This is a genomic window from Nocardia colli (genome assembly GCF_008704205.1).
GTDB classification, from domain to species: Bacteria; Actinomycetota; Actinomycetes; order Mycobacteriales; family Mycobacteriaceae; genus Nocardia; species Nocardia colli.
This window is the reverse complement of record NZ_VXLC01000004.1, coordinates 501070-523403: the sequence shown is the minus strand read 5'-3', so window position 1 is coordinate 523403 and position 22334 is coordinate 501070. Positions and strand designations below refer to the sequence as shown.

At 68.1% G+C, this 22334-nt stretch carries 21 protein-coding genes and 1 pseudogene; 8 read left to right on the top strand and 14 right to left on the bottom strand.

Annotation, left to right across the window (positions count from 1 at the left end):
• Nucleotides 1–25: 25 nt before the first annotated feature.
• Nucleotides 26–463: a MarR family winged helix-turn-helix transcriptional regulator gene (locus F3087_RS14395; protein ID WP_150402410.1), complete on the bottom strand. Its 438-nt coding sequence runs from the start codon at nucleotides 461–463 to the stop codon at nucleotides 26–28.
• Between the two features lie 51 nt (nucleotides 464–514).
• On the opposite strand from F3087_RS14395, the gene F3087_RS14390 reads away from it, so the two are divergent.
• The 3 genes from F3087_RS14390 (at nucleotide 515) to fmdA (ending at nucleotide 3249) form a co-directional block, all read left to right on the top strand.
• A complete protein-coding gene (locus F3087_RS14390) occupies nucleotides 515–1600 on the top strand; it encodes a substrate-binding domain-containing protein (RefSeq protein WP_150402409.1) in 1086 nt (361 codons plus the stop codon).
• Nucleotides 1601–1703: 103 nt separating this feature from the next.
• Complete coding sequence (locus tag F3087_RS46545) at nucleotides 1704–1979, top strand: FmdB family zinc ribbon protein (RefSeq protein WP_223885065.1); 276 nt, start codon at nucleotides 1704–1706, stop codon at nucleotides 1977–1979.
• A gap of 16 nt (nucleotides 1980–1995) precedes the next feature.
• Nucleotides 1996–3249, top strand: coding sequence for a formamidase (gene fmdA, locus F3087_RS14380; protein ID WP_150402407.1), 1254 nt, complete (start codon nucleotides 1996–1998; stop codon nucleotides 3247–3249).
• A gap of 2 nt (nucleotides 3250–3251) precedes the next feature.
• Here the strand turns inward: fmdA and F3087_RS14375 are convergent, their stop codons facing one another.
• Both F3087_RS14375 and F3087_RS14370 read right to left on the bottom strand, forming a co-directional pair.
• The gene (locus tag F3087_RS14375) at nucleotides 3252–4484 is read right to left on the bottom strand and encodes a type II toxin-antitoxin system HipA family toxin (RefSeq protein WP_150402406.1); all 1233 of its coding nucleotides are present in this window, start codon (nucleotides 4482–4484) and stop codon (nucleotides 3252–3254) included.
• Nucleotides 4484–4732 (bottom strand): helix-turn-helix transcriptional regulator, encoded by a 249-nt coding sequence (locus F3087_RS14370; protein ID WP_150402405.1) that lies wholly within the window; start codon nucleotides 4730–4732, stop codon nucleotides 4484–4486. The genes F3087_RS14375 and F3087_RS14370 overlap by 1 nt, the downstream gene beginning before the upstream one ends.
• A 439-nt stretch (nucleotides 4733–5171) precedes the next feature.
• Here F3087_RS14370 and cqsA point away from each other — a divergent pair, with 439 nt between their 5' ends.
• A complete protein-coding gene (gene cqsA, locus F3087_RS14365; protein ID WP_150402404.1) occupies nucleotides 5172–6404 on the top strand; it encodes an alpha-hydroxyketone-type quorum-sensing autoinducer synthase in 1233 nt (410 codons plus the stop codon).
• Nucleotides 6405–6458: 54 nt separating this feature from the next.
• Here cqsA and F3087_RS14360 read toward each other — a convergent pair.
• The 7 genes and pseudogenes from F3087_RS14360 to F3087_RS14335 form a co-directional block, all read right to left on the bottom strand.
• A pseudogene (locus F3087_RS14360) lies at nucleotides 6459–7583 on the bottom strand (GTP-binding protein).
• Nucleotides 7584–7835: 252 nt separating this feature from the next.
• On the bottom strand, nucleotides 7836–8450 hold the full coding sequence (locus tag F3087_RS14355) for a ribosomal eL19 family protein (RefSeq protein WP_150402403.1): 615 nt from the start codon (nucleotides 8448–8450) through the stop codon (nucleotides 7836–7838).
• A 439-nt stretch (nucleotides 8451–8889) separates the two neighbouring features.
• Nucleotides 8890–9816 (bottom strand): hydroxymethylglutaryl-CoA lyase, encoded by a 927-nt coding sequence (locus F3087_RS14350; protein WP_150402402.1) that lies wholly within the window; start codon nucleotides 9814–9816, stop codon nucleotides 8890–8892.
• A complete protein-coding gene (locus tag F3087_RS45940; protein ID WP_191093954.1) occupies nucleotides 9813–9971 on the bottom strand; it encodes a hypothetical protein in 159 nt (52 codons plus the stop codon). Before F3087_RS45940 ends, F3087_RS14350 begins: the two co-directional genes overlap by 4 nt.
• Nucleotides 9968–11185, bottom strand: a complete 1218-nt coding sequence (locus F3087_RS14345) for a CaiB/BaiF CoA transferase family protein (protein ID WP_150402401.1) — start codon at nucleotides 11183–11185, stop codon at nucleotides 9968–9970. Before F3087_RS14345 ends, F3087_RS45940 begins: the two co-directional genes overlap by 4 nt.
• Nucleotides 11186–11323: 138 nt before the next feature.
• The gene (locus F3087_RS14340; protein WP_150402400.1) at nucleotides 11324–12253 is read right to left on the bottom strand and encodes a TauD/TfdA dioxygenase family protein; all 930 of its coding nucleotides are present in this window, start codon (nucleotides 12251–12253) and stop codon (nucleotides 11324–11326) included.
• Between the two features lie 104 nt (nucleotides 12254–12357).
• A complete protein-coding gene (locus F3087_RS14335) occupies nucleotides 12358–13128 on the bottom strand; it encodes a deoxyribonuclease IV (RefSeq protein WP_150402399.1) in 771 nt (256 codons plus the stop codon).
• 129 nt (nucleotides 13129–13257) lie between these two features.
• On the opposite strand from F3087_RS14335, the gene F3087_RS14330 reads away from it, so the two are divergent.
• Nucleotides 13258–15087 carry a serine/threonine-protein kinase gene (locus tag F3087_RS14330; protein WP_150402398.1) on the top strand — a complete coding sequence of 610 codons (1830 nt, stop codon included), beginning with the start codon at nucleotides 13258–13260 and terminating at the stop codon, nucleotides 15085–15087.
• Nucleotides 15088–15090: 3 nt separating this feature from the next.
• A complete protein-coding gene (locus F3087_RS14325) occupies nucleotides 15091–16743 on the top strand; it encodes a serine/threonine-protein kinase (protein ID WP_150402397.1) in 1653 nt (550 codons plus the stop codon).
• 35 nt (nucleotides 16744–16778) lie between these two features.
• Here the strand turns inward: F3087_RS14325 and F3087_RS14320 are convergent, their stop codons facing one another.
• Both F3087_RS14320 and F3087_RS14315 read right to left on the bottom strand, forming a co-directional pair.
• A complete protein-coding gene (locus tag F3087_RS14320) occupies nucleotides 16779–17612 on the bottom strand; it encodes a GNAT family N-acetyltransferase (RefSeq protein WP_191093953.1) in 834 nt (277 codons plus the stop codon).
• A 121-nt stretch (nucleotides 17613–17733) separates the two neighbouring features.
• Nucleotides 17734–18027 carry a hypothetical protein gene (locus F3087_RS14315; protein WP_150402395.1) on the bottom strand — a complete coding sequence of 98 codons (294 nt, stop codon included), beginning with the start codon at nucleotides 18025–18027 and terminating at the stop codon, nucleotides 17734–17736.
• 294 nt (nucleotides 18028–18321) lie between these two features.
• Here F3087_RS14315 and F3087_RS14310 point away from each other — a divergent pair, with 294 nt between their 5' ends.
• Entirely contained in the window at nucleotides 18322–18831 is a 510-nt protein-coding gene (locus tag F3087_RS14310) for a hypothetical protein (protein ID WP_150402394.1), read from the top strand.
• A 38-nt stretch (nucleotides 18832–18869) separates the two neighbouring features.
• Here F3087_RS14310 and F3087_RS14305 read toward each other — a convergent pair whose 3' ends face one another.
• Complete coding sequence (locus tag F3087_RS14305) at nucleotides 18870–19997, bottom strand: acyl-CoA dehydrogenase family protein (RefSeq protein ID WP_150402393.1); 1128 nt, start codon at nucleotides 19995–19997, stop codon at nucleotides 18870–18872.
• Between the two features lie 9 nt (nucleotides 19998–20006).
• On the bottom strand, nucleotides 20007–21179 hold the full coding sequence (locus F3087_RS14300) for an acyl-CoA dehydrogenase family protein (RefSeq protein WP_150402392.1): 1173 nt from the start codon (nucleotides 21177–21179) through the stop codon (nucleotides 20007–20009).
• Nucleotides 21180–21385: 206 nt separating this feature from the next.
• Here F3087_RS14300 and F3087_RS14295 point away from each other — a divergent pair, with 206 nt between their 5' ends.
• The gene (locus F3087_RS14295; protein WP_150402391.1) at nucleotides 21386–22294 is read left to right on the top strand and encodes a hypothetical protein; all 909 of its coding nucleotides are present in this window, start codon (nucleotides 21386–21388) and stop codon (nucleotides 22292–22294) included.
• Nucleotides 22295–22334 lie beyond the last annotated feature (40 nt).

Below are 22334 nucleotides of genomic sequence, written 5' to 3'. Positions count from 1 at the left end.
TCAGGTATCGATGCGCGACGGCGGGTTACGTGGTAGCGGGTTCGGTGTGCAACTGGTCGACCAGGCCGGCCAGCGACTTGGCCAATCGGGCATTGCCCGCGGCCAGCGCGTCGAGTCCGCTGGCGCCGACGGCGCGGTTCATCGCCTGGAAGGCGAGCACGCCGCGGTGGGTGGGGAACACCAGCACCCGGCGGCGATCGGTGTCGTCGACCTTGCGGTGCACCAGGTTGTCCGCGATCATCCCGTCGATCAGCCGGGTCAGGTTGGCGCCGGTGAGCAGGGTGGCCTCCGCGAGGTGCGACATCGGGTAACCGACGCCGTCCACCACCGCCGCGAGGGCGTGCCAGCGCACGACGGAATTCTCGCCGAGACTGGTCGCGATGGCCCGGTCGAGTTCCTGCGAAGCCCTGCGCACCAGCCGGGCCAATTCTTCCAGCGCGGCGGGGGCGGTGCTATTGTCCACGGCAGTACTATATCCAACCCCGTATGGTTAATATTCAAATGGAAATATACGGTGGTGATTCCGTTGTCGCGCTACGGTTTTCGTCGCTCCACGGTGGACATCGCACTGGTGGTGCCGCGCAGTGGGTCCGCGGGCATGTTCGGTCCCTCCTGTGAGGCCTGTGCGTCCTTGGCCGTGGCGGATATCAATGCCGCCGGCGGAATTCTCGATCGGACCGTCCGGCTGCATCCGGTAGACGCGGGCGCGCCGCTGCCCGTGCTCGCCGCGACGATCGACCGGATGGTCAGCACCGGCATGGTCGACGGCGTGGTCGGCTGGCATCTGTCCAACGCGCGCAAGGTGATCACGCCACATACCGCAGGCCGGGTGCCCTACGTCTACACCACGTTCTACGAGGGCGGCGAGGACTCCGACGGGGTCTACATGGTCGGCGAGACACCTGAGCAACAGCTGTTCCCCGCGCTGCGCTGGCTGCGCGCCGAGCACGGCATCCGCCGCTGGTGCGTGGTCGGCAACGACTACGTGTGGCCTCGGGAAACCGCCAGGGCCGCAGCGGAATTCGCGGCGACCACGGATATCGACATCGTCGGGCAGACCTTCGTCCCGCTCGGCGGACGCGACTTCCGGCAGGCCCTGGAGCTGATCCATCGCTCGCCGGCGCAGGGTGTCCTGCTGTTCATGGTCGGCGCGGACTGCGCCGCGTTCAATCGCGCCTTCGCCGAGGCGGGCCTCGACGACGGCAGGCTGCGGCTGAGCATGATGATCGGCGAGGACGTGCTGTACGCGGGCGGTGCCGACAGCACGCGCGGATTGTTCACCGCCAGTGGCTATTTCGAGAGCGTCATCTCGTCGGCGGGGATGGATTTCGGCGCGCGCTATCTGCGCGAGTTCGGTCCGGCCGCGCCCGCGCTGAACAACATCGGCGAATCCTGCTACGAGGGACTGCTGCTGTTCGCCTCGCTCGCCGAATCCGCCCGCAGCCTCGACCTGCGCGCCATCGAACGGCACGCGCCGCGGGTCAGCTACGGCGGCCCGCGCGGCGAGGTGCGGGTGCGCGGCGCGCACACCACCCAGCCGGTCTATCTGGCCGATGCCGACCTGCTCGAATTCAGCGTGCGCGCCGAACTCAACTCCTGACGCTCGTAACACGAACTTCACCTTGCGGTTTCGCTGCGGCGACCTGCCTGCCTTTGTATCGTCATCATACGAAACATATTCAAATGAAAATAATGAGGTCCCCGTGCCCCTCTACTGGTTCCACTGCCGCGCCTGCGGCGGCTTCGATCTCGCCTTCGCGATGGCCGACGTGCCGGCCGCCGCGCCCTGCCCGGACTGCGCGTCGAGCAGCAAACGCCAGTTCGGCGTCGCGGCGTTGATCCGGCCCGGATCGGCGGCCACCCGGTTGATCGACGCGACCCAGCGCACCGCCGGCGAGCCGTCGGTAGTTTCCGCGCCCCCGCGCAAGTCCGTGCCGGTGACGCGAAACCCCTTGCACCGCAAGCTTCCCCGCCCCTGATACCGAAGGACACACGATGCCCGAATTACTGTTTCCGCTCGATTCCGGCAAGCGATTCACCGAGCAGAAGTACGTCGGCCACAACCGGTGGCATCCCGACATTCCCGCCGCGGTGACGGTCAAGCCCGGCGCCGAGTTCCGGGTGCACGTGCGCGAGTGGTTCGACGGCGCCATCCACAACGACGACTCCGCCGAAGACGTGCTGAACGCGCCGCTCAGCACGGTGCACTGCCTGTCCGGTCCGTTCGCGATCGAGGGCGCGCAGCCCGGCGACCTGCTCATCGTCGACATTCTCGACATCGGGCCCATTCCGCAGGAGGACGCGGGCCCGCTGGCCGGGCAGGGCTGGGGTTACACCGGCATCTTCGCCACCGACAACGGCGGCGGCTTCCTCACCGAACACTTCCCGGACGCGTACAAGGCGATCTGGGATTTCAGCGGGCAGACCACCACCTCGCGCCACATTCCCGGGGTGAAGTTCACCGGAATGACCCACCCCGGTCTGATGGGGACCGCGCCGTCGGCCGCGCTCCTGTCGAAGTGGAACGCGCGCGAGGAGGCGCTGATCGCCACCGACCCGCACCGGGTGCCGCCGCTCGCGCTGCCGCCCGAGCCGCGCGACGCCGTCCTCGGCTCGCTGTCCGGGGTCGAGTTCGACCGGGTCGCCGCCGATGCCGCGCGCACCGCGCCGCCGCGGGAAAACGGCGGTAATCAGGACATCAAGAACTTCACCAGGGGCAGCCGGGTGTTCTATCCGGTGTTCGTCGACGGCGCCCACCTCTCGGTCGGCGACCTGCACTTCTCCCAGGGCGACGGCGAGATCACCTTCTGCGGCGCGATCGAGATGGGCGGATTCATCGATCTGCGCGTCGATCTGATCAAGAACGGCATGGAGCTCTACGGCGTCGCCGAGAACGCCATCTTCATGCCCGGCAACTCCGGCCCCAATTACTCCGAGTACCTTGCCTTTTCGGGCACCTCGGTGACCCTCGACGGCGAACAGCGCTACCTCGACTCGCAACTGTCCTTCGAACGCGCCTGCCTGCACGCCATCGACTACCTCACCAAGTTCGGCTACACCCCCGAACAGGCCTACCTCCTGCTCGGCGCCGCCCCCATCGAGGGCCGCTTCTCCGGCGTCGTCGACATCCCCAATTCCTGTGCCACCGTCTACCTCCCCACCGCCATCTTCGACTTCCCCATCACCCCCACCGCCGCCGGCCCCACCCGCATCGACCCCGGCCCCGGCGCCCCCCGAGCCACCCGCTGACGCTACGAAAGCTCGCCGATTCGCCGACGAAGCATCGCCTCCAACATGACGCTGTGCTTGTCGGCGAATCCGATAGCGGATATCCGCTCGATCCCGTCCGAGACGCCCGCGACGATCCGATCGAGGGCTCGATCCATTGCCCGCCGAGGCACCGAAAGTCGTTCGGCCGCTTGGATCATGACCGCCCGGGTGAGCCTGTTGGCGCGCCCGTAGAGGTCGAGTGCCATCGGATCACGCCAGCTGAGATACGGCTGGGTGCACAACAAGTCGTAAGCCGGCGTCAGTGCCCACCGGCCATCAGGGGCATAGATAGAGAAGTTCTTTCCGTGCAGGTCGCCGTTACCGATGGCATACGAGTACGCGACCAGACGCAGCGCCTCCAGCGTCACGAGCCGAGCAGAACCACCGCCCGCCTCGCACCGGCGGGCGAGTTCGGCGATGACGACCTCCGTCTTCATGCGGTACTTCGCCGCCGGGTACAGGCCGAGCACCTGGCATGCGTCCTCCTGGGCGATCCGCACCACCTCACCACCCGCACCGATCGTTCGATCGAAGCGCGTCACCAGCAGACCCGCTGTCCCCCGCGCGTCGTGCAGCACCCGATGGTCGGCAACGGGCACGCCGCACTCCCGTGCCAGGCTCATGAAGAAGTTCTCGTTTTCGACCAGCTGCGGAAAGTCGTCCTGCGGTGCCAGCTTGAGGATCGCCGACCCGGACGCGGTGCCGATGGGCACGCTGAACTCGAGCGCCGAGACCTTGGCCTGCACACCGGGCAACCCGCGAGGATCCAGCCTGAGCGAACGGGGTCCGGAAATCTGCCCGAAGAGATCGTGCAGGTCCGGGACCAAGTCGCCCGGGTCGAACACCACCGACGGTAACGGGATCTCCAGTCCGGCAGGCAGCACGCGCACATCTCCGATCGCGTCCGCGCCGACCGCAAGCAAGATCGTGAAATGGTCGTCGGGCGAGGTCTTGGTGCCGTCGATGGCAGCGCGCAGGCGGATTCCCTCCGGCAGCAATCCCGCGAAGAACGGTGGCACACTGCCGCCGGTCGCTTCGACCGGACCGGCGTCCCTCGGTATGGTCCAAGCCAGCGCGGGCGCATCGGGGTCGTCGAGATAGTCCTCGGCATAACGGAATTCGACTCGGTCGCGATGGCGGATCAGCGAGCCGGCCAGCCGATCGCCCTTGTATACGTCGGCCGCGTCGACCCCACGCAGCGAGGAGAAGGCCATCAGCCGGCGATCCGCGCGCCGGAGCGAGTCGTCAGTGTGAGGTCACAGCCGAGGGCGGCGGCGATCTCCTGAACCAGCGACAGCCGGACCGATGCTTGGCCGGCCTCCAGCGCCTGCACGCTGGATCGCGACACACCCGCAAGATCGGCCAGATCGGCCTGGGTCAGGCGCAGCTCATGCCGGCGTGCGATGAACGCATCCGCGACGCTGCCGGTCGAGGCCCGTTTGACCCGACGAGGGACTGCCATCCGCCACTCCTTATGCTTGCCATGGCAGGCCTAACGGCAAGTTGCTCGCCATTCAGCCGCCATCCGTCCCTTATGCCTGCGATTGCAAGCATAGTCGACCAAACGGGACTCACGAAGCACATTCAGCTCTTTATGCCTGCGTTCGGAAGCATAAGATTCAGCCCAGGGCACGGCTGCCGCGATCGAACCGGCGTCGGATGCGACACCGCGAGCCGCGCTCCGCCGAGGTCGCCCGGGGGCGCAGGAACATCGACAAATAATTGCTGAGACATTGCCACTACTTGCATGGAGCGCGACGGCAATCTCTTTGGTGGCGAACGGCAGCGGATGAATTGGTGGTCAACCGTCAAGTTATCCAATATGACCCGGGGTGGATCTGGCGGTGGTTCAATCGGGGTGCGTGTGCTCTGGAGTAGCTGTTGGTGGCGAAAGGAGTTTCATGGGGCCGACGGTTGCGGAACGGATTCGCTTGCGGGTCGAGAGATTTCATTCGGAAAGGCTTGCCGGGCAGTGGGGCGGGCGGCATATTCTGCACGGTCGCGCGCCCGCGTTCGGCGATATCGTGCTCAGCAGCAACGACTATCTGGCGTTGGCCGCGGATCCGCGGATCACCCATGCGATCCGGACCGCGCTGCGGGCGGCGTATTCGCCGAGGTTTTCCTCGGGTGCTTATCTACCCGGTAATCATCCACAGGTCGCGCTGGAACGCACCTTCGCCGAGCATCTGCGCGCGCCCGCCGGAATACTCTGCCAATCCGGGTGGGACGCGAAAGTCGGGCTGCTGCAATCGATCGCGGATCCCGGAACACCGGTCTATATCGATCAATTCGCGCACATGTCGTTCTGGCATGGCGCGCGAGCGGCTGGTGCGCAGGTGTATTCGTTCCGGCACAATTTTCCCGGCCATCTGCGCGAGCAGATCCGCGCGCACGGGCCGGGCATCATCGCGGTGGACGCGATCTACGGCACCAACGGCAGCCGCTGTCCGCTGACCCAGATCTGTGACGCCGCAGATGAAACCGACAGCGTGCTCGTCGTCGACGAATCGCACGCGCTCGGCACCGACGGACCGGCCGGCGCCGGAATGGTGGCGGCGCTCGGCCTCACCGAACGGGTGCCGTACCGAATTGCCAGCCTGGCCAAGGCCTTCGGCGCCCGCGCCGGATTCGTCGGCGCGAACAGCATCGATTTCGTCGACTACTTCAAGCTGGAATCCCATCCCGCCGTCTTCTCCTCGACCCTGCTGCCGTACGAAATCGCCGGTCTCGCAGCGACACTCGAAGTGATCCGGCTGGACAATTGGCGACGACAGCGACTACGTGAGCTGTCCACGATGGTGCGCCGGGCGCTCACCACGCTCGAATTCGACCTGGAGGGCTCGGCCAGTCACATCGTCGCGCTCCAGGGCGGACCCGACGCACGCGCCATGGCCATGCGCGACTTCCTGGAGGCGCGCGGCATTTTCGGCACCCTGCTGTGCCCACCGGCCACCGCCCGCAACCATTGCCTCGTCCGCTTCGGCCTGCACGCCGGCCTCACCGACCAGCACGTCGACCGAATCATCGGCGCTTGCAACGAGATCCGCACGCACTTCGGCGCGGCCCCGCCCATCGAGCCGCAGCCGCGGCCGGCGAAACACGCGCTGCCGACCCACGCGGCGAGCGGCACCTGACGCCGAGACCGAGCGCGGGGACCCGTACAGGTCCCCGCGCCCAGCCTTGAACCGCTAACCGGTGGTCAGGACGGTGCCCGCACCGACGGTCCGCCCGCCCTCGCGGATGGCGAAGCCGAGACCCGGCTCCACCGGGGTCGGACGACCCAGCTCGACGGTCAGCTCGACCGTGTCACCGGGCATCGCTATCCGCGTGTCACCGGGCAACGTCACGTCGCCGACCACGTCACCCGTGCGGATGTAGAACTGCGGCCGATAACCGGTGGTGATCGGCGTGCGCCGCCCGCCTTCCGCGGTGCCGAGCAGGTAGACCCGAGCGGTGAACCTGCTGTGCACGGCAACGCTGCCGGGCTCGGCGACCACCTGACCGCGACGAACCTGACCGCGCTGGATGCCCCGCAGCAGCAGCGCGACGTTGTCCCCCGCCTCCGCGAATTCCATCGTGCGCCCGAAGGTTTCGACTCCGGTGACGACCGAACTCAGCTCGTCGTCCAGACCGGGCAGGGCCACCCGATCGCCGACCCGGACCCGGCCGCGCTCCACCGCGCCGGTGACCACGGTGCCTCCACCGCTCGTCGCCTTCCAGCGCACGCAGGCCCGACACCCGCACGACCGGAAGTTCGGTGCCCGGATATCCCTGGGCGGTGAGCAATTCACGGACTTTCAGCTCGATCAGGTCGACCAGTTCCGGGTCGCCCGCGTCGGCCTTGTTCAGCGCGACCACGATGTGCTCGACGCCGACCTGCCGGGCCAGCAGCACGTGCTCGGCGGTCTGCTCAGAGCGCTTGCGAGCCGCGAATGCGCGAGGCCGCGCATCACGCCGTCCCGCGCGGAGACCACCAGGATCGCGCCGTCCAGCTGGGACGCCCCGGTGATCATGTTCTTCACGAAGTCGGCGTGACCCGGCATGTCGATGTGCGCGTAATGCCTGGTCGCCGTCTCGTATTCGACGTGCGCGATGTTGATGGTGATGCCGCGTTGCGCCTCTTCCGGGGCGCGGTCGATCCGGTCGAACGGCACGAAGCTGCCGCCGCCCCGCTCGGCGAGCACCTTGGTGATCGCCGCGGTGAGCGTGGTCTTGCCGTGGTCGACGTGGCCCATGGTGCCGATGTCGAGGTGCGGCTTGGTGCGGACATCCCGGGGAAGGTCAGCTTCGGGCTCCGTCGAGCTGCGCGGCAACTGCTGCCGAGGCGGCCAGGACAGCGGCCATCGCGCCCGCGAATGCGGACGATGCGGCGATGGCGTAGCTGAACATGTCGGGAATGGTATGGGGCGAGACCGCCTCGGCGCGACGGATTTTCCGTGCGGCGCGAGCGTGATGTCCCCGGAAACCAGAAATCCGACCCCGGCGTTGCTCGGGATCGGACGGTGTAGCGGTAAGTCAGCCGAGGCGCTCGGGGTTGCAGAACACCGAGCGCCTCGATTCGCGGACTACTTCGCGGAGCTGCTGCCCGCGAGCAGCGCCTTGAGGAACGTGTCGATCGCCGCGCCGGAGCCCTCGGCCGAGCCGGTGCCGGAACCGGTGAGCGGCGGCGCCGCGACGGTGCCGTTCGCGGAGCCGGTGTACGGCGGCTTGAACGTTTCGATGGAACCGGTGCCCGAGCCGGTCAGCGGCGGCGCGGCCACGGTGCCGGGGTTGGCCGAACCGGTGTACGGCGGCTTGAACGTTTCGATGGAACCGGTGCCGGAACCGGTCAGCGGCGGCGCGGCCACGGTGCCGGGGTTGGCCGAACCGGTGTACGGCGGCTTAAAGGTTTCGATGGAACCGGTGCCCGAGCCGGTCAGCGGCGGCGCGGCCACGGTGCCGGGGTTGGCCGAACCGGTGTACGGCGGCTTAAAGGTTTCGATGGAACCGGTGCCCGAGCCGGTCAGCGGCGGCGCGGCCACGGTGCCATTCGCGGAACCGGTGTACGGCGGGGTCTGGGTGGCCGCGGAACCGGTCCCCGAACCGGTCAGCGGCGGCGCCGCCATCGCGAGGCCCGAGCCGGCCACCGCGATGGAGGTGGCGGCGAGCGCCACGAAACCGAACGTACGAATCTTCTTCAAAGACTTTCCCTTCAGAGAACAGCAGCCGACACTCCCTCGGTATCAGCCCGCTAGAGATATCACGGTAAGGGAACATTCAGGTGCGCTCTGTTGAACGCACGGCCAACGGGCTGATAACTGGAAATTTGCGCAATAGCCGACGCCACGCCGGGGAAACCGCGCAAGCCCATGCCGCGCAACGAATCCCGTTCGGCCGAGGTTTTTCCGCAGGTGACCCACTTTCGGCTACCGCGAACCGATGGCTAACATGTGATATGAGCCACACAATTTTGTTCTCACTGAACTAATCTCCTGGTCAATGATGTCGACCACATCGCGGCTCGCGCTGAATTATTAGCCTAGCGCAGGATTCGCGTTCCCTCGGCCGAAAACCGCACCGCGCCTTCGCCCGCTCGTCGAATTGTCTATCACGATCACCGGCCGGCCGCTGGCTGAATATTTACCCAGCAGCCCGCGCGCTAACCCATTCGAAAGCATCAGCTTTGGATCGGGCACCCTCCGCGGTGCGCGATCGATTCGCCTCACCGAGCTCGGTGAGCAGGTCCTCGGACAGCTCTACCAGCGCCGCGAGCGTGGCCGGGGCGAACCAGTCGGGCCGCGTCGCGAACAGAATGTCCTCGGTGGCGGTGTTGCCGCTGGCGCCGGGCGCGAACGGGCAACCTCCGAGCCCGCCGAGCGCACCGTCGACCATCGTGGCGCCCGCCTGAATGGCGGCCAGGGTATTCGCGACCCCCATACCCCAGGTGTCGTGACCGTGAAAGACGATGCGCCGCTGCGGGGTTCGCGTCCGCACGGCGGTGACCAGCGCGGCCACCTGTCCGGGATAGGCCTGACCGAGGGTGTCGGCGAGGACGATGTCGCCGGCCCCCGCGGTGCGCGGGTCGTTGGCGATGGCGACGACCCGCTCCGGATCGACCGGACCGTCGAACGGGCAGGTGAAGCTGGTGGCCAGGCACAACTGGATCGAGCCGCCCACCGCCGCGGCATGCTCGACCGCGGCCGGCATGGCGGCGACGCTGTCCTCGGTGGTGCGGCCGATATTGGCCTTGTTGTGCGCGTCCGAGACGGAGAAGCAGTACTGGAAATTACGCACGCCCGCCGCAGCGGCCTTCTGCACGTGCCGCGGCGTGGCCACCCACACCCAACAACGTTGCAGCTCTTCGGGACTCAGCGCGGCGACGAGCTCCATGGTGTTCGCCATCGGCGGCACCAGATCGGGCCGCGCCATCGAACCGATCTCCAAGGCCGGTACGCCGAGCGCGAGCAGGCGGCGGACGATGTCCACCTTGCGTTCGACCGGCAGCGCCTTTCCGGTGAGCTGCAAGCCATCTCGCAGCGTGACGTCGCGCAGCAGCGCCGCGGTCACCGCTCGTCCCGCTCCTGCCGCGGCGCGCACATCACGCCGCCCCACGGCTTTTCGTGCACGCCGGCCGGGTTCGGATGCACCGTCGGCCGGGTGAACCCCGGTGACCGGATATCGCGCGGACCGCGCCCGGGCGGGCGCCTGCGGTCTTGTCTCATTTCGCCTCCAAGGCGTCGATCTCGCTGTCGCTCATGCCGAGTAGCCCGGACAACACTTCCCGCGTGTGCTCGCCTAGATCCGGGCCGATATTACGGATGGGCAGGGACTGCTCGCCGATCACCGGGACGATCCCGGGGAAACCGACCGTCTTCGGTTCCGCCGCACCGACATCCACCGAGAACGGCTGAATCATATTGCGCGCCTTGTACTGTTCGTCGGCGACGATGTCGGCCGCGGTGTAGATGGGACCGCACGGGATGCCCGCGGCCTCGAGGATCTTCAATGCCTCGGCGCGGGTGTGCTGAATCGTCCACTCGGCGATGGCCCGGTCGAGGCGGTCGTGCTGGCGCCAGCGGCCCGCGTTGTCGTGCAGTTCCGGGTCGGCGGCCAGGTCGGGACGGCCGATCACCTGCATGTAGCGCTGGAAGATGGCGTCGCCGTTGCCGCCGATGATGATGCTGACGCCGTCGCTGCACGGGTAGGCGTTGCTCGGGGCGATGCCCTCGACCAGGCCGCCGACCCGGCCGCGGTTGATGCCGTAGGCGAGATAGTCGGGGACCAGGGATTCCATCACCGACAGGATCGTCTCGTTGAGCGCGACGTCGATGATGCGCTCGCGCAATGGAATCGGCGTCTCGCCGGGCTTGCGTTCGCGCTGGAACAGCGCCATCACCGTGCCGAACGCGGCATAGACGCCCGCGATCGAGTCGCCGATGGAGACGCCGGTGCGCACCGGCGGGCGATCCGGCTCACCCATCAGTTCGCGCAGGCCGCCGACCGCCTCGGCGACCGCGGCGAAGCCGGGCCGCGACGCGTGCGGGCCGGTCTGCCCGTAGCCGGAGATCCTGGTGATCACCAGATCCGGGTTCGCCTCGTTGAGCACCTCCGGGCCGAGCCCCCACTTCTCCAGCATCCCGGGGCGGAAGTTCTCCAGCAGCACATCGCACTGGCGGACCAGGTCGAGCACGACGGCACGACCCGCCTCGCTGCGCAGATCCAGCGTGATCGACTTCTTGTTCCGATTGACCGTGCGATACAGCATCGAGGTGTCGCCGCCGTAGAGCCGCCAGTTGCGCAACTCGTCACCGGCCTTCGGGCGCTCCACCTTGATGACCTCGGCGCCGAAGTCACCGAGGATGCGCCCGGCGGTCGGCGCGGCAATGTAATTGCCCAGCTCCAGGACGCGAACACCGTCCAACGGCCGAATACTCATCGCAACAGTGTCTCAGGGGCCCGAGTGGCGGCGCACGACGACACCTCGCTGCGACCGAACAAGATCATGCGCGCCGGCCGTCGCGCAGGATCGATGTCCGCGGATTCGACCGGCCGTGTCCGGTGTCGCCGAGCCGGCTCAAGAGGCGAGCAGCTGGGTGTCCTCGACGATCGAGTAGTGCTCGGCATTGCCGGCGATGCTGGTGCTCGCGGTGCCGTCGACGCCGACCGGGATGTCGCCGGCCAGGGTGATCCGGGTCAGCTTGCGCGGCTGGTCGTCGTAGTCGTCGATGGCGTAGTGCTGGGTGGCGCGGTTGTCCCAGATCGCCACGTCACCCGGCGCCCAGTTCCAGCGTGCGGTGTTCTCCAGGCGGGTCACCCGATCCTGGAACAGCCGGTACAGGGTCTGCGATTCGGTGCTCGACAGGCCGACGAAGTGCTTGACGAAGTGGCCGAGCAGCAGCGCCCGCTCGCCGCTCTCCGGGTGCACCCGCACCACCGGGTGTTCGGTCTCGTAGTAGCTGGACTCGAACTCGGCGCGGTAGGCCTGGGTGTTCGGGCGCAGCGGTTCTACGTTGCGGGCCGCGTAGTCGTAGACATTGGTGTGCACCGCACGCAGGTTCTCCGCGAGCAGCTTCAGCGAGGCGGGCAGCGACTCGTACGCGGCCACGGTGGACGCCCACGTCGTCGACCCGCCGTAGGTCGGCAGGTGCACCGCACGCAGGATCGACGCCTTCGGAATCCGATCGACGAACGTCACATCGGTGTGCCAGCTGTTCGCCCGCCCGTGCTCGGAGTCGATCGCCAGGCTCTTGACCCCGTGCGAGGTAACCGTCGGGTGCGGCGTAGTCGGGCTCCCGAGCAACTGCGCGAACTCGTACTGCCCGTCCTCGGTCAGCTGATCCTGCCCCCGGAAAAAGATCACCTTGTGCTCCACCAGCGCCCGCCGGATCACCTCGACGGTCGCCGCGTCCAGATCACCACCGAGCCGAACATTGTCGACCCGCGCGCCGATCCGCGCGCCGAGCTTGGTCACCGAGGCAGTGCTTGGTGCGTGTGCGACCGTCATGAGATCACCTTCGCTGTAGAGAACCCGATTAGTGCTCACCCGAGCACATCACCGAATCCCCCACCCCAACCAGGGTTTTCGTCGCCCTGATCCCAACCGGACGCTCAGCCCAGGTGTTCGCGGAGGTACTTCAGATCGTCGGCGACGCCTTCGCCGGGCGTCTCCAAGATGACCGGGGCGCCTGCGGTTTTGCAGACCTCGGCGAGGAGTTCGGGATCGATCGTCCCGTCGGAGAAGTTGGCGTGGCGGTCGGCGCCGGAGTTGAACTCGTCGCGTGAGGAGTTCAAGTGCACCAGGTCGATTCGGCCGGTGATGGCCTTGATCCGGTCGACAACACCGATCAGTTCCTCGCCGCCGGCCCAGGCGTGGCAGGTGTCGAGGCAGAAGCCGGCGCCGAAATCGCCTACGGCGTCCCACAATCGGGCGATCGAGTCGAAATGCCGGGCCATGGCGTGGTTGCCGCCCGCGGTGTTCTCGATCAGGATCGGCACGGCGAAGCCGCCCTTGTCCTGCTGGCGCTCGAACAGCTTGCGCCAGTTGTCGATTCCGGTGTCCAGCTCGGCGTCGGAGCGCACGTGCCCGCCGTGCACGACCAGGCCGAACGCGCCGAGATCGGCGGCGGCCTTCGCCTGTTGCGCGACCGCGTTGCGCGACGGCATCCGCAACCGGTTGTTCAGGCTCGCCACATTGATCTGATACGACGAGTGCACCACCACATCGATCGGGCTGGCCAGAATCTCTTCCGTGCGCGGGTGCGGCGTGGGCTTGTCCCAGCTCTGCGGGTCGACGACGAACATCTGGATGACGTCGGCGCCGAGTTGCTCGCCGAAACCGATCGGGTCGCCGTCCTGCCTGACGTGTGCTCCAATCTGCATGCGGCCAGCTTAACGACCACCACCGACAGCATTGCGCGGATTGCCGACGGGGGTTTGTTGCATCGCGCGGGCCCGGCGAGATACATCGGTAGTATCCGCGCGCTCGACCCGAAGACGGGGGTGAACACCATGTTGCAGACCGGCCAGGTCTTCGCCGGCTATGTCATAAAACGCGTCCTCGGCCAGGGCGGCATGGGCACCGTCTACCTGGCCCAGCACCCGCGGCTGCCCCGGCTGACCGCGCTCAAGCTGCTCAAACGCGAGCTGTACAGCGAGGTGGAGATCCGTCGGCGGTTCGAGCGGGAGGCCGATCTGGTCGCCGGGCTCGACCATCCCAATATCGTCACCGTGTACGACCGCGGCACCGAGGACCAGCAGCTGTGGATCTCCATGCAGTTCATCGACGGTATCGACGCCGCGTCGGTGCAGCCGCAGGCGCTGCCGCCCGAGCGCGCCGTGCAGATCATCAAGGAAACCGCGGACGCCCTCGACTACGCGCACGGCATCGGCGTGCTGCATCGCGACGTGAAGCCCGCGAACATCCTGCTGGCCCGCTCCGGTAGCGGCCGCGGCGAGCGGGTGTACCTCACCGACTTCGGCATCGCCCGGTTCCGGGACGACACCGGCCACCTCACCCAGACCGGAACCTTCACCGCCACACTGGCTTACGCGTCCCCCGAACAGCTGACCGGCTCCGCCCTGGATCACCGGTCGGATCAGTATTCGCTGGCCTGCTCGCTGTTCTGGTTGTTCACCGGCAGCGGGCCGTTCTCCGCGACCAATCCCGCCGCGGTGATCCAGGGTCATCTGCAGGGCGCGCCGCCCGCGTTGAGCAGCCACCGTCCGGGCCTGTCCTACGCCCTGGACAGCGTGCTGGCCAAGGCGATGGCGAAGCGACCGGACGACCGCTACCCCAGCTGCGCCGACTTCGCCGCGGCCGCGCGGCATGCGCTCACCAACCCCAGCGTGCCCTCGATGCCGGTGGTCGGCGGGCCGCGACCGTTCACCGCACCGCCGACGCCGGTCAGCGGGCCGCGACCGACGACCGGGCCACGTCCGACGACGGGTCCGCGACCGACCACCGGACCGCCGACCCCCACTACCGGCGCGCCCTACCAGGTGCCACACGGCCAGGGGCAGCCGAGCGGACCGAATTACCTTGCGGGGTCGAACTTCCAGACGCCGCCTCCGGCCACGGTGATAGCCCAGCCGCGAGGGACCGGACCGACGCCGCAACCGACCAGCCCGTACTCGGGCCCGCAGGGCGGGTACAACCAGGGTCCGCAGTCCGGATACAACTTCACCCCGCCACCGCCGCCGATGTCCCCGGTCGGGGTCGCCGGACAGCGACCGCGCAAGTCGAATGTCGGCCTCATCATCGGCATCTGCGTCGCCATCGTGATCCTGCTGGTCGTGGTGCTCGCCATCATCGGTGCGGTCAGTGACTCGGGTTCGTCCGCGGGCAGCACCACTACTACCTCTGCGGGTACCGGACCGGGCAATACCGTGCCGGCTACCGCGGACTCGATCAGTGCCGAATTCCCCCGCATGGTGCCCGCGACGAAGACCGAACAGGTCGGCTACAACGGCGCGAAGTGCTGGGAGACCGACACCAGCTACACCCCGTCGCCGAGCGACGGTGACCCCGATTTCGGCGCCTGGCAGTGGCAGTGGCGCTGCTACGGCGGCGGCGACAACTCCGATCCGCTGTATCGCATCTACGTCTACAAGTCCGCCGCGGACGCGCAGGCGGTGCTGAAGACGCTGCCGAGCAACAGCAAGTCGATGGACTCCAACGGCGGAAAGTCCTACACCAACTACAAATTCGACTCCGGCGGCCCGAAGATCGTCACCGCCTTCACCGGCGATCCGGACCGCGCCCAGTACGTGATGTTCACCGACGGCTCCGGCTCCATCGACCAGACCCTGCGCTGGTGGCGCTCGGCACCGCTGAACTGACCGATGCTGCGCACCGGAGAGATATTCGCCGGGTACACCATCGAACGCCTGCTCGGCCGAGGCGGCATGGGATCGGTGTACCTGGCGCGGCATCCACGCCTGCCGCGGTTGACGGCGATGAAGCTGCTGAACCCGGAAGTGTTCCACGACAACCAGATCCGGACCCGGTTCGAGCGGGAGGCCGACCTGGTCGCCCGGCTCGACCACCCGAACATCGTGACCGTGTTCGACCGCGGCGTCGAGGACGAGCAGCTGTGGATCTCGATGCAGTACATCGACGGCACCGATGCCGCAGCGGTGGACGCCTGGGCACTGGCGCCGCAGCGGGCGGTGCAGATCATCGGCGAGACCGCCAAGGCGCTCGATTTCGCGCACAGCCGCGGCGTGCTGCATCGAGATGTGAAGCCCGCCAACATCTTGCTCGAAGGCACCGGGGGCGCGGCCGAGCGGGTGTTCCTCACCGACTTCGGCATCGCCCGCTTCCGGGACGAGACCGGACGGCTCACCCAGACCGGAACATTCACCGCGACACTGGCGTACGCGTCGCCGGAGCAGCTGTCCGGCGCCATCCTCGATCACCGTTCGGATCAATATTCGTTGGCCTGCACGCTGTTTCGACTGCTCACCGGGACGGTGCCGTTCGAGGCCACCAATCCGGTCGCGGTGATCCAGGGGCATCTCCAGGCGCCACCGCCGCCGGTCAGCCGGTTGCGCCCCGGCCTGCCGGTCGCGTTGGACGCGGTGCTGGCCAAGGCGATGGCGAAGCGGGCCGACGATCGGTTCGACTCCTGTGCCGAGTTCGCCGGCGCCGCATGGCACGCGCTCACCGCGCCACCACAGTTCGCGCCGTTCCCGACCGTGGATCAGCCGTCCCCGGTGGTGCGGCAGCCGCCCACCGTGGCACAGCAGTGGGGACGCGGCACCGAAACCCCCGCGCCGCCCGCCGGTGGTCCCGGTCGCTCCCGGTCCAACGTCATGATCGGCAGTGTGCTCGGCGTGCTGCTGGTCGCCGGACTGATCGCCTCGATCGCCGTATTCTCGCGCGGCGGAACAGGTTCGGCCGCGCCGACCACCACGGTCGCCACCCCGGCCAGCCCCGCACCGACGACGACGCGCACCGGCGGCAGCACACCGACCACCAAGCCGTCGACCTCGCCGCGTCCGACACCCGACCGCAACCAGGTGAGCGCCAACGCCGCGGCGCTGAGCACCGAGTTCTCCGCCATGCTGCCGGAAACCACGCCGCGGCAATCGGTTCAGGCCGGAACCGGCTACAACAAGGCGGGCTGCTTCTCCTACGCGCCCGGGTCCGCGCCGCCGCTCGACAACGACGATCCCGCGCTCGGCGACTGGCTCGTGCTGTGGCGCTGCTTCGGCGGCCCGAACAAGGCGTCGTTCTCGTTCTACCTGTACAACTCCCCCGCCGACGTCCGCGCCGCGCTCGACGGACTACCCGCCAACGACCGGAGCACGGCGGCCAATCACGGCCACGAGTACACCAACTACACCCTGCGCGACAGCGACGAACGGCGCCCGCGCATGGTCACCGAGTTCACCGCGGACCCGCAGCGCGCCGCCATGCTCATGTACAGCGCAGGTTTCATCGCCGATCAGGCCGAACTCATGCAATGGTGGACCGCCGCCCCGCTGAACTGAGTCCACGCGCGGCGGCAGCCGGAACACCAAGGTGGCTAACCGAATTCGAGATGCACGAATTCGTGGGTCGGATGAAAGCCGATGGCCTGGTAGATCTTGCCGGCGGTGCGGTTGGCGTTGTCGGCGAAGAGACAGACGTCCAGGCAGTCGGCACGCAGGACCTGCGCGATGTGCGCGGTGACGGCGCTGGCGTGACCGTGGCCGCGCTCCTGCGGCGGGGTGTAGACGAGTCCGATGCGGGCCCAGCCGCTGACCGGGATCTGGTGGGCGGCAAAGCTTGCCGGGCGACCGTCGCGCTCCCAGAACCAGACCATGCCCGCGGCGACCCGTTTGCCGATGGCGGCCTTGTCCAGCGCGGTCGGCGGTATCCCGGCGTCTTTGTGCATGGCCGCGGCCCATTCCAGGCACAGCGGCAGCTCGGATTCGGTTGCCCGGCGGGCCTTCCCGGCCACATCGGGGATGCGCAGCGCGCCGAGCCGGTACAGCCGGGTGGTGTAGGACGGCTGGAATTCGAGGTCGAAGCGGGCGCTCCAGCGCTCGGCGAAGGCCGTCGCGTCGGCGACGAGTCCTTCCACACCCTTGTTTTCCGGAGCCACGTCAGCCATCGCATCGGCCACCGCGGGCGCGCTGCCCGCGGGCAGTTCACCGAGATACACATCCCGGCCGTGGACCCGCATCGCGACGCCGGCCACGGTGGCGTCGTCGGCATATAACGATAGGAACCGGGAGGATCCGTCGGTGGCCTGGATGCCCTCGACCTCGCTGGCGATGCTCGTGGTGATCACGGTGTGCCGCAGCGGATCACGGAGCAGGAACGATTCGGTGCGCGAGCGGAACTCGGCCGCGTCCGTGGTGATCTCGATCCTCATGATCATCCACGGTAGGCGTCGAAATCGTTGCGCGCCCGTATTTTTCGGCGACCAGCCGGGATCGCTGGGCAACCGACCGACCAGTAGTGCTGGCGGCCAAGGCGTTCAGTGGGTTCCGGCGTCAATCCGTTTCGCTGCCGCCACTGCCACCCGTGCGGAGTTTGAGCAGGATCAGCCCTGCGGTGCACGCGAGAATCAATCCGGCGACGGTGATTTCGACGTGTAAGCCGGCGATGCCGAGGACAGCCCCGACGATTCCACCGACGAAGAAAAGCCAGGCGAAGGTCCGCGAAATGATCGTGGACAGCGAGCGCGCTGACTTGTTCGACATGAGCTGCGGCGAAGTAGCCGGCACCGCGTCCTTGGCGGTTGCGGACGACGACTCCCGCTGCGACGTTGTCGAGTAAGCTCCCATCATCTACTCCTCGATGACGCCGATCAGAGAACCAATGCCGCGTTCATCACACAACGCTTCTCTCATCTGGGTACAGGCGTCTCACGCGTAACTTTGCTCACACGCTACGACCTGCCGCGTCGGATAACGGCGACACGTGCCCACGACACGCCGAAGATATCAATTCGAGATCTGAATTACTGATGTTTAAAATCATGCCTGGTCGGCGCACCGATGGGGACCGTTCGTCTGGCTGCGTGGGCCGCGCTCGAGTAAGGTGATCCCGACTCGAATCGCAGCAGGAGTGAATCACCGATGGAGAGCACCAGGACCAAGATCGCAGGTCCGGCGATCGCCGCAGGCGCGATCTCCGTTGGGCTCGTCCTCATCGGCGCCTGCGGAATCGGCAAGCAGGACACCTACGTGGCACCGCCGCCGTTGCAGTCGGACCCGAATGTCGCGCCCGTGGCGCACGAGGGACCGACTCTGACCGCGCCGAAGGTGGCCATTCCCCCGTCGCCGACCTGGCAGATCGCGCCCTACCAGGCGCCGCACGCCTCGCCGTTCACCGGATTCAGCACCACGACGCCGGGCGAGACCCCGCCGCCGGAAGAGGCGCCGGGCGCGCTGCCGAACGGGAACCCGCCGCACGAGCGTCCGTCCGAGGACGCCAGGCCCACCACCGAGTCGCCGACCACGACCGAGTCGCCCACGACGCGGCGGACCACCACCCGGCCGACGACCACCAGGCCCCGGCCCACCACGACGACGCCGGACGAGCCGACCACGCATCCGTACGGCGGGCAATCCCCCGACGACGAGTGACCCGCGGTGGTGCGCGGATCGCGCACCACCGCAAGGGTTTACAGCTCGGGCAGGGCGTACTCGCCGACCCGCGCGCTGAGCACCCGCAGGTGCTCGAGCCCGCCGCCGAGCGTGCGCTCGATCGCGGTCAGCCGGGCCACGTAGTGACCGACCGGGTATTCCGCGGTGACGCCGATGCCGCCGTGCATCTGGATGGATTCCTGACCGATGTGCCGCGCGGACCGGCCGACCTGGAGCCGGGCCCGGGAGGCGACGTGCGGATCGCTCGCCCCGTCCGCGACGGCCGCGGTGGCGTAGAGGCTCATGCTGCGCGCCAGTTCCAGGGAGACGTACATGTCGGCGGCCCGATGCGTGAGCGCCTGGAACTTCGACAGCGTGACCCCGAACTGCTTGCGCTGCTTCAGATAATCGGTGGTCAGCCGCAGCGCCTCCTCCATCGCGCCGATGGATTCCGCGCACAGGCTCGCCTGCGCCAGCACCAGCGCCGACTCGATCGCCGCTGCCGCATCGCCGTCGCCGCCGAGTAGCTCGGCCGGGGCCTGCTCGAATTCGAGCTGTGCGCCGCGCTGCCCGTCCACCGTGCGGTAGGACTTGCGGGTGACGCCGGTGGCCTCGGCGCCGAGCAGGAACAGCCCGGTCCCGCCGCCCGGCAGCTGCGCGCTGACCACCAGCTCGTCGGCGCAGTCGCCGTGCGCGACCGGGTTCTTGATGCCGGTCAGCACGTACGAATCACCTTGCGGCACAGCCGTGGTGGCGAGTTCGGTGGACGGCCAGCGGACGCCGGGCTCGGCATGCGCGAAGGCGAGCAGCTTGGTGCCCGCGGCCACCTCCGGCAGCACCCGCTGCCGCTGTTCGGCGCTGCCCGCGGCGGCGATCAGCGCACCGGGCACCAGCACCGCGTCCAGGATGGGCTCGGGCGCCAGCCTGCGGCCGACCTCGTGCAGCACGACCATCGACTCCACCGGGCCGGCGCCGACGCCGCCGTCCTCCTCGGTGAACGTCAGGCCGAGCACGCCGAGTTCGGCAAGCTGCTGCCAGACCTCGCGACTCCAGCCGAGTTCGGTGTCGGTAACCTTCAGCCGGGTCTCCGGGTCGTAATTGCGGGCGAGCAGGTCACGCACGGTGTCCCGCAGCATTTCCTGTTCATCGGTGAGATCGAAATCCATGGCGGCGCCTCACAATCCGAGGATCGTGGAGGCGATGATGGTGCGCTGCACCTCGCTGGAGCCTCCGTAGATGGTTGTCTTGCGATAGTTCAGGTAGCCGGGGCCGCTGCGTTGCGCCCAACCGGGCGAAGCGATGTCGTCGGCGCCGACCGGCAGCGCGTCCGGGCCGGCGATGTCGACCAGCAGCTCGGTGGCGGCCTGCTGCAACTCCGAGCCGCGCAGCTTGAGCACCGAGGACGCCGGATTCGGCTTGCCGTCGGTGGAATTCGAGACCACGCGCAGCTGGGTGAGTTCCAGCGCGAGCAGTTCGTTCTCCAGTTCGGCGATCCGCGCCGCGAACAACGGATCGCTCAGCAGCGTGCCGTCACCCGACTTGGTCTGCGCCGCATACTCTTTCGCGATGCCGAGCTTGACCTTGGTGCGGCCGACGCCGGTGATGCCGGTGCGCTCGTTGCCGAGCAGGAACTTGGCGTAGGTCCAGCCCATGTTCTCCTCGCCGACCAGTTGATCGGCCGGGACGCGGACGTTCTCGAAGAACACCTCGTTCACCTCGTAGCCGCCGTCGATCAGCTTGATCGGGCGGATCGTGACGCCGGGCGACTTCACGTCGAACAGCAGGAACGAGATGCCCGCCTGCTTCTTCGGCGCGCTCGGATCGGTGCGCACCAGGCAGAAGATCCAGTCCGCGTACTGGGCCAGGGTGGTCCAGATCTTCTGGCCGTTGACGATGTAGGAGTCGCCGTCGCGCACCGCGGTGGTGCGCAGCGAAGCCAGGTCCGAACCGGCGTCGGGCTCGGAAAAGCCTTGGCACCACCAGATGTCGAGCGCGGCGGTGGGCGGCAGGAAGCGTTCCTTGAGCTCCTGGGAGCCGAAGTGCGCGATCACCGGGCCGACCATCTGCGCGTTGAACGTGAGCGGCTCGGGCACCGAGGCCAGCTGCATCTCGTCCTGCCAGAGGTGGCGCTGCATCGGGGTCCAGTCCTTGCCACCCCACTCGACCGGCCAGTTCGGCACGGCGAGGCCGTGCTCGTTGAGGGTCTTGTGCGAGCGGACGATGTCGGCGCGGGACAGCTCCTGGCCGTACTTGGCGCGCTCACGGATGTCCGCGGGGATCTCGGTCCGATAGATGTTTCGCAGTTCGTCGCGGAAGGCGACATCATCGGGGGACAGGCTTATTTTCATACGCAGCTCCGTCTGTGTCTCGTACGTCCGAGTCCAACCTACCCTCCGGTAATCCTCTACTGTCGAGTGGATCACACCGGCAGGACACGCTCGCGGGCGTCAACACTGGGTGAACGGCAGCGCTACCTGGGCGGTATCGCAGACGAACTGGTACGTTGCTGCACGTGGGTTGGGGACCCCGAGACTTTGCGTATCGAGGAGTTCGAGTGAACGGCAGGACCATCGCACGCGCCGCCACGGCCGTGACAGCTCTCGGCATCGGCGCGGCGCTGACCATGGGTGGCACCGCAGGCGCGGATCCCGAACCGTCGCCGCTGGATGCCGCGCTGACCTACCTCACCGACACCGCCGGTCCCGACCCGACCGCGCAGGCGGGTGTCGCCGCGTTGACGCAGTACACCAAGCTCGCCGACGTCGCCGGGCTGCGCCACGTCACCAGCGCCTTCACTCCGTTCGCCTATGCCGCACCCACTTTCGGCTGCGGCAGCATCGGCCCGGTCACCACGATCATCGCGGCGGCGACCACCGACGGCGTCGGCAACAGCCAGGACCTCAATGTCGCGCCGGGCTCGCTGCGGTTCAGCGCCACCCCCGCGCACTCCGGTACGCCGCTGGCCTCGGGCCTCGTGGTGGCCTGGGTGAACATCAACAACGGCGCCAGCGGGATCGACTCGCTCGACGACATCACCGAGTACGGCCTGCCGTCGCTGTCCAAGACGGTGAACAGCGGACCCGGCACGGTGATCGCCTCGATGTGGGGCATCATCGACTACCCGTTCGCGCACTGCCTGATGACCCCGACCGTCGGCACCTTCATGGTGCCGGACCAGCCGGTGGCCCACCCGGCGCCGTCGAACACGAACGCCCCCGGCGGCCTGGTCACTCCGGGACCGAACGGGACCGAGGTCGGCCCGCTGCCCGCGCCCACCACCGAGCAGAAGCCCGCGCCTGCCCCGGCACCGGCACCGGCACCCGCCCCGGCCCCGGTGGCTCCCCCGTCGCCTGAGCCTGCTCCGGCGCCCGCACCCGCGCCGCCGCCGGCCCCGTCCACCCCGGGCGCGCCCGCCGGTGCCGCGGTGCACGGCGAGTTCACCAAGCCGGCCCCGGCCAACTGATTCGACGGCACCGCCGCGAACGGCGGTGCCGCACCGACTG